The sequence below is a fragment of the Mesorhizobium sp. P3_A9 genome, assembly GCF_056402975.1.
In genome coordinates this window covers 1-6,353 of the sequence record NZ_JBFUGJ010000333.1, presented here as the reverse complement: position 1 = coordinate 6,353, position 6,353 = coordinate 1, and the positions used below count along the sequence as shown (strand labels likewise).

At 62.9% G+C, this 6,353-nt stretch carries 6 protein-coding genes; all 6 read left to right on the top strand.

Features of this window, described 5'->3' with window-relative positions; all coding sequences use genetic code 11:
* The first annotated feature begins 106 nt into the window (after positions 1–106).
* On the top strand, positions 107–841 hold the full coding sequence (locus AC1DX0_RS28920; protein ID WP_477220308.1) for a FadR/GntR family transcriptional regulator: 735 nt from the start codon (positions 107–109) through the stop codon (positions 839–841).
* Positions 838–2,025 (top strand): PLP-dependent transferase, encoded by a 1,188-nt coding sequence (locus AC1DX0_RS28915; RefSeq protein WP_477357823.1) that lies wholly within the window; start codon positions 838–840, stop codon positions 2,023–2,025. The genes AC1DX0_RS28920 and AC1DX0_RS28915 overlap by 4 nt, the downstream gene beginning before the upstream one ends.
* Before the next feature lie 29 nt (positions 2,026–2,054).
* Positions 2,055–3,332, top strand: a complete 1,278-nt coding sequence (locus AC1DX0_RS28910; protein ID WP_477220310.1) for an ABC transporter substrate-binding protein — start codon at positions 2,055–2,057, stop codon at positions 3,330–3,332.
* Positions 3,333–3,514: 182 nt separating this feature from the next.
* Positions 3,515–4,441, top strand: a complete 927-nt coding sequence (locus AC1DX0_RS28905) for a carbohydrate ABC transporter permease (RefSeq protein WP_477220311.1) — start codon at positions 3,515–3,517, stop codon at positions 4,439–4,441.
* Positions 4,441–5,289: a carbohydrate ABC transporter permease gene (locus AC1DX0_RS28900; protein WP_477220312.1), complete on the top strand. Its 849-nt coding sequence runs from the start codon at positions 4,441–4,443 to the stop codon at positions 5,287–5,289. The genes AC1DX0_RS28905 and AC1DX0_RS28900 overlap by 1 nt, the downstream gene beginning before the upstream one ends.
* Before the next feature lie 4 nt (positions 5,290–5,293).
* The coding region (locus AC1DX0_RS28895; protein WP_477357820.1) for an ABC transporter ATP-binding protein at positions 5,294–6,353 on the top strand (1,060 nt) is incomplete at its 3' end.

Genomic DNA, 6,353 nt, shown 5'->3' with positions numbered 1-6,353 from the left:
CCGTTCGGCCCGTCCTCGTTTCGGCTGTTGACACGTCTCTCCGTCCGTGCAGAATTGGTTGGACCATTGGACCATTGGACCACTTGCGCGGCTTCGGGGAGAATTTGTGGACCAGAACAGCCTGCCACCCATTCAGACGACGGCGCGCGATGACGCCGTGCTGAAGGCGTTGGTGGGCTTTGTCCGCGCCGAATCCCTGCAGCCCGGCGAGCGGCTTCCGACCGAGCGTATCCTGGCCGAGCGGCTGAAGGTCAGCCGCAACACGGTGCGCGAGGCGCTGACACGCTGGGAGGGGCTAGGTCTTGTCGAGCGCCGGCAAGGCAGCGGCACTTACCTCAAGGCGGCCGTGTCAGCCGACATGCTGCACATGCCGCTGACGCTGGCGGGCGGCAACGATTTCACCAGCCTGATGCAGACACTGGAAATCCGCCGCGCGCTGGAGGCGGAAGCAGCGGCCCTTTGCGCCGAGCGCGCCAGCCCGGCCGATATCGCCGAGATCGAGCGCAAGCTCGACATCATGGAGCAGGCTTTTCGCACCCGCGACGGCATGTCKTCGGAAGAGGACTGGGAGTTCCACCAGGCGATCTACCGGGTCTCCGGCAATCCGCTGTTCGAGCAGATCATCGCTGCCATGCACGAGTTGTTCCACCGCTTCTGGGAGCATCCGCTCGGCGTGCGTGATTTCGGCCACGCCAGCTTTCCCTATCACCGCACCATGTACGAACGCATCATCGCTCGCGACCCGCAAGGCGCCCGTGCCGAGGCGCTCAAGCTGATCGCCACCGTCGAGGACGATCTCAGGCGCGGTGCGGCCAAACTCAAACTTCCGAGCCAGACATGAACGAGCATCCGACCAGTTTCGATTACGACTATCTCGCCGAGGCGGCGACACTGCTGGCGCATGACGAGCCGTTCCCCGGCGGTGCGGTGGTGCCGCCGATCTACCAGACGTCGCTGTTCACCTTCGCCAACTATGCCGAAATGGCCGACACCTTTGCCGGCAAACGAAAGCAGCCGATCTATTCGCGCGGCGACAATCCGACGGTGATGGAGTTCGAGGCGCGCGTGGCCGCGCTCGAGGGCGCCGAGGCCGCGCGCGGCTTCTCCAGCGGCATGGCGGCGATCAGCGCCACCGTGCTTGCCTTCGTCGGGGCTGGCGAGCGCATCGTGGCGGTCCGCAATTGCTATGGCGATGCCTACCGGCTGTTCGAGCGGCTCCTACCGCGGCTCAACATCAAGGTCGACTATGTCGACGGCTCCGATCCGGATGCGGTSGCGGCGKCACTKCCCGGCGCCAAGCTGCTTTATCTSGAAAGCCCGACCTCGATGATGTTCGAGCTGCAGGAYATCGCGCAYCTGACSCGGCTGGCGAAAGAGCAGGGCATCATCACCACCATCGACAATTCCTGGGCSWCACCAGTGTTCCAGAAGCCGATCACGCATGGCGTCGACCTGGTGCTGCACTCGGCCTCGAAATATCTCGGTGGCCACAGCGACACCGTCGCCGGCGTGGTGGCGGGTTCGGCCGCGCACATCAAGCACATCAACGAGCAGACCTATTCTTATCTCGGCGGCAAGCTGTCGCCGTTCGAGGCCTGGCTGCTGCTGCGCGGCCTGCGCACGCTGCCGCTGCGCCTGCCGCACCACATGAAGAGCGGCCTGACCATAGCCGAACGGTTGAAGGCGCACGCCAATGTCGAGCGGGTCAATCATCCCGTCTATTCGAACCATCCGGGCAAGGCGACGCTGGCGGGATATGCCGGTCTGTTCTCCTTCGAGGTGACGGACGATATCGACATCCCCGTCTTCGTCGACGCGCTGAAATATTTCCGCATCGGCGTCAGCTGGGGCGGGCATGAAAGCCTGGTCGTGCCGGCCAAGGCGTCGCTGGAGCAGACGCCGGGACTGAATTCGATGGCGCGCTTCGGCGTCAGCCCCCGAACCATCCGCTTCAATGTCGGATTGGAAAGTGTCGAAGACCTCTGGGCCGATGTGGCCCAGGCCTTCGAAAAAGCCAGAAAATAACAAGCGGGTTCAAAATGGGAGTCTTGAACATGAAAAAACTGACCGTCATGCTTGCCACCGTTGCGGGGCTGGCGATTTCCGCCGGGAGCGCGCTGGCCGATTCGACCCTGAAAATGGTCGAAGTCATCACCAGCCCGCCGCGCACCGAATTCCTGAAAAAGCAGATCGCCGAGTTCGAAGCCGCCAATCCCGGCGTCAAGGTCGAGCTGATCTCGCTGCCCTGGGGCCAGGCTTTCGAAAAGTTCCTGACCATGGTGCAGGCCGGCGACACGCCCGACGTGGTCGAGATGCCGGAACGCTGGATGGGCCTCTATGCCAACAATGCGCAGCTCGAGGACCTTGGCCCCTATATGGCCAAATGGGACGACGCCAAGACGCTGGGCGAGCGCGCCAAGCAGTTCGGCTCGACCGTCAACAACACCCAGTTCATGATCCCTTACGGCTACTATGTGAACGCGCTGTTCTGGAACAAGAAGCTGTTCAAGGAGGCTGGTCTCGATGGCCCGCCGGCCACGCTCGACGATTTCATCGCCGATTCCAAGAAGATCTCGGCCATCCCTGGCAAGTACGGCTATTGCCTGCGCGGCGGCCCCGGCGCCTTCAATGGCATGCACATGTTCATGAACATCGCCGCCGGCAAGGGCGGCTACTTCAACGAGGACGGCACCTCGACCATCAACGACGAGGGCTCGGTCAAGGGCCTGCAGATGCTGGCCGACATGTACAAGGACGGGCTGGCGCCGAAGGATGCGGTGAGCTGGGGCTTCAACGARACSGTCACYGGYTTCTATTCCGGCACCTGCGCCATGCTCAACCAGGATCCGGACGCGCTGCTCGGCATTGCCGACAAGATGAGCGCCGACGACTTCGCCGTGGCGCCGCTGCCTGTCGGGCCAAGCGGAAAATCCTATCCGACGCTCGGCTACGCCGGTTGGGCGATGTTCGCCAACTCGCAGCACAAGGACGATGCCTGGAAGCTGATGGCGACGCTCTTGTCGCCCAAGGACAATCTGGAATGGGCCAAGGAAGTCGGCGTCGTACCGATCCACAACGGCGCCGACCAGGATCCCCATTTCAAGACCGAGCAGTTCAAGGGCTGGTTCACGGAGCTCAGCGACACTTCCAAATATGAAATGGTGACGCCGCCGACGCATCTGGAAAACCTCGGCAATTTCGTCGATCAAGTGGCGATCAAGAACTTCCAGGAAGTGCTGCTCGGCCAGAAGACCGCCAAGGACGTCGCCGACCAATGGGCTGCCTTCCTGACCAAGGAACAGCAGGATTGGCTGGCGAAGAACAAGAAGTAGGCGCAGCTTCTTCCTTCTCCCCGTTCACGGGGAGAAGGTGTCACGAAGTGACGGATGAGGGGCGGGGCCAGCACCCCAAGGTTCGCGCTGCCCCTCATCTGCCTGCCGGCATCTTCTCCCCGTATAGTGACGGGGAGAAGGACGCTGTCCCCGACGCCGCTCCAGGGAACCGATCCTCACCAATGACCTATGCCGTTTCCGAAATACGATCCGCAGGCAAGCCGCGCCGCAAGCGGCTGTCGCATGCCGCCATCGAGCCCTGGCTCTATCTCAGCCCGGCGATCATCCTGCTGGTCGTGGTGCTTTTGGTGCCGCTCGTCATCGGCATCAGCTACTCCTTCCGTAAATTCTCGGCCTTCAAGTCGGAATATGTCGGGCTTGGCCAGTATCAGGCGATGTTTTCGGACCAGGTGCTGGGGCAGGCGCTGGTCAACACGCTGTGGTGGACGGTCGCCAGCCTGTTCTTCCAGTTCTTCCTCGGCCTYGGCCTGGCGCTGCTGCTCGACAAGCCGTTCTGGGGCCGCAAGGCGGTGCAGGCGCTGGTGTTCCTGCCYTGGGCGGTGCCGTCCTTCCTGTCGGGCCTGACCTGGGCCTGGCTGTTCAACCCGATCGTTGGGCCGCTGCCGCACTGGTTGTTCGCCCTGGGGCTCAGAGCCGACCCGACCACCAGCATCCTGTCCGATCCGGCCACCGCGATGTGGGGGCCGATCATCGCCAATGTCTGGTTCGGCATTCCGTTCTTCGCCATCACGCTTCTGGCGGCGCTGAAGTCGATTCCATCGGAACTGCATGAGGCGGCCGCGATCGACGGCGCTTCGCCCTGGCAGCGCTTCACCAAGGTGACGCTGCCATTCCTGGCGCCGACCATCGCCATCACCGTGATGCTGCGCACCATCTGGATCGCTACCTTCGCCGACCTGATCTTCGTCATGACCGAGGGTGGCCCGGCCGGCTCGACCAATACGGTGCCGGTCTACATCTATGTCAGCGCCTTCAAATCGCTGGACAAGGGCTATGCCTCGGCGGTCGCCGTGCTGTTGCTCGTCCTGCTGATCGTCTATGCGATTGCGCTGATCGCCATCCGCCGCTCCCTGGTGAGGCACGTCTGATGATCGCCGGACGCTCAGCCTCGCAACGCTTTTTCGGTGGCATCGGCCTCTACGCGGCAATCGGTGTCTACCTGATCTTCGCTCTGTTCCCGATCTACTGGACACTGAAGATTTCGGTCACGCCGGAGCGGCTGCTCTATTCCGAAGGCGTCACCCTCTGGCCGTCACACATGACGCTGCAGAATTTCGTCACCGTGCTCGAAGCCACCGATTTCCCACGCTATTTCCTCAACAGCGTCATCGTCTCGGTGTCGACGGCCGCATTGGTGACGGTCATCGCCACACTCGCCGGCTACGCCATGTCGCGCTTTACCTTCCGCGGCAAGGCGACGCTGGCGCTGATGCTGCTTCTGACCCAGACCTTCCCGCTGGTGATGGTCATTCCGCCGATCTACCGCGTCATGGGGCAGATCGGTCTGATCAACAGCCTGACTGGGCTGATCATCATCTACACCGCCTTCAACACCGCCTTCGCCACCTTCCTGATGCAGTCCTTCTTCGACGGCATCCCGAAGGATCTGGAAGAGGCGGCGATGATCGACGGCTGCACCCGTGCACAGGCGATGCGCAAGGTCATCGTGCCGCTGACGCTGCCCGGCATGGGGGCGACGCTCGGTTTCGTCTTCACCGCCGCCTGGAGCGAGCTTCTGTTCGCGCTGATGCTGATTTCCAGCGACGACCAGAAGACTTTTGCTGTCGGCCTGCTCACCTTCATCGGCAAGTTCGCCGTCGACTGGGGGCAGATGATGGCGGCGTCGATCCTGGCGCTGATCCCGGTGTGCATCTTCTTCGCTTTCCTGCAACGCTATCTCGTCACCGGCCTGATCGCCGGTGCCGTCAAAGGATAGATCGATGGCCTCTGTCACACTCGAAAAGGTCCGCAAGGACTATGGCGCTGTCCGCGTCCTGCACGCGGTCGACCTCGAAATCGCCGATGGCGAGTTCGTCGTCCTGGTCGGTCCTTCCGGCTGCGGGAAATCGACATTGCTGCGCATGATCGCCGGGCTGGAGGAGGCTTCCGGCGGCGAGATCCGCATCGGTGAAAGGCTGGTCAATGAYGTGGCACCCAAGGACCGCGACATCGCCATGGTGTTCCAGTCCTATGCGCTCTATCCGCATATGGACGTGTCGAAGAACATGGGCTTCAGCCTGCTGTTGAAGAAAGCGGAGAAGACGACGATCGATGCCAGGGTGGACGGTGCGGCCAAGCGGCTGGGCCTGGACGCATACCTTCAGCGCCTGCCGCGCCAATTGTCGGGTGGTCAGCGCCAGCGCGTCGCCATGGGCCGCGCCATCGTGCGCGATCCCAAGGTCTTCCTGTTCGACGAGCCGCTGTCGAACCTCGACGCCAAGCTGCGTGTGCATATGCGGGCCGAGATCAAGGCGCTGCACCAGCAATTGAAGACCACATCGGTCTATGTCACYCAYGACCAGATCGARGCCATGACCATGGCCGACCGSATCGTCGTCATGCATGACGGSYTSRTCCAGCAGGTCGGCSMKCCGCTCGAWCTCTACGACCGGCCGRYCAACATGTTCGTCGCCGGTTTCATCGGTTCRCCRGGCATGAAYTTYYTGCCGGCGACGGTTCGCAAGGGCGCCACTTCGGAGGCCGTGCTTGCGGATGGTCAGGCGTTGACACTGCCGGACGGCCTGCCGCTGCAGAACGGCGACGCCATCACCGTCGGCCTGCGGCCCGAACATATCAGGCTGGCCGATGACGGTGCGCTGCAAGGCGAGGTGGGGGTGGTGGAGCCGCTCGGCCTGTCGACGCAGTTCTACGTCAAACTGGCCGGCCAGCAGCTCTGCGTCTTCGCCATGGGCCGCGCCGGGGTGAAGCCCGGCGACACCGTGCGGCTCGCGGCCGATCCGGCATCACTGCATCTTTTCGATCCGAAAAGCGGCGATCGCA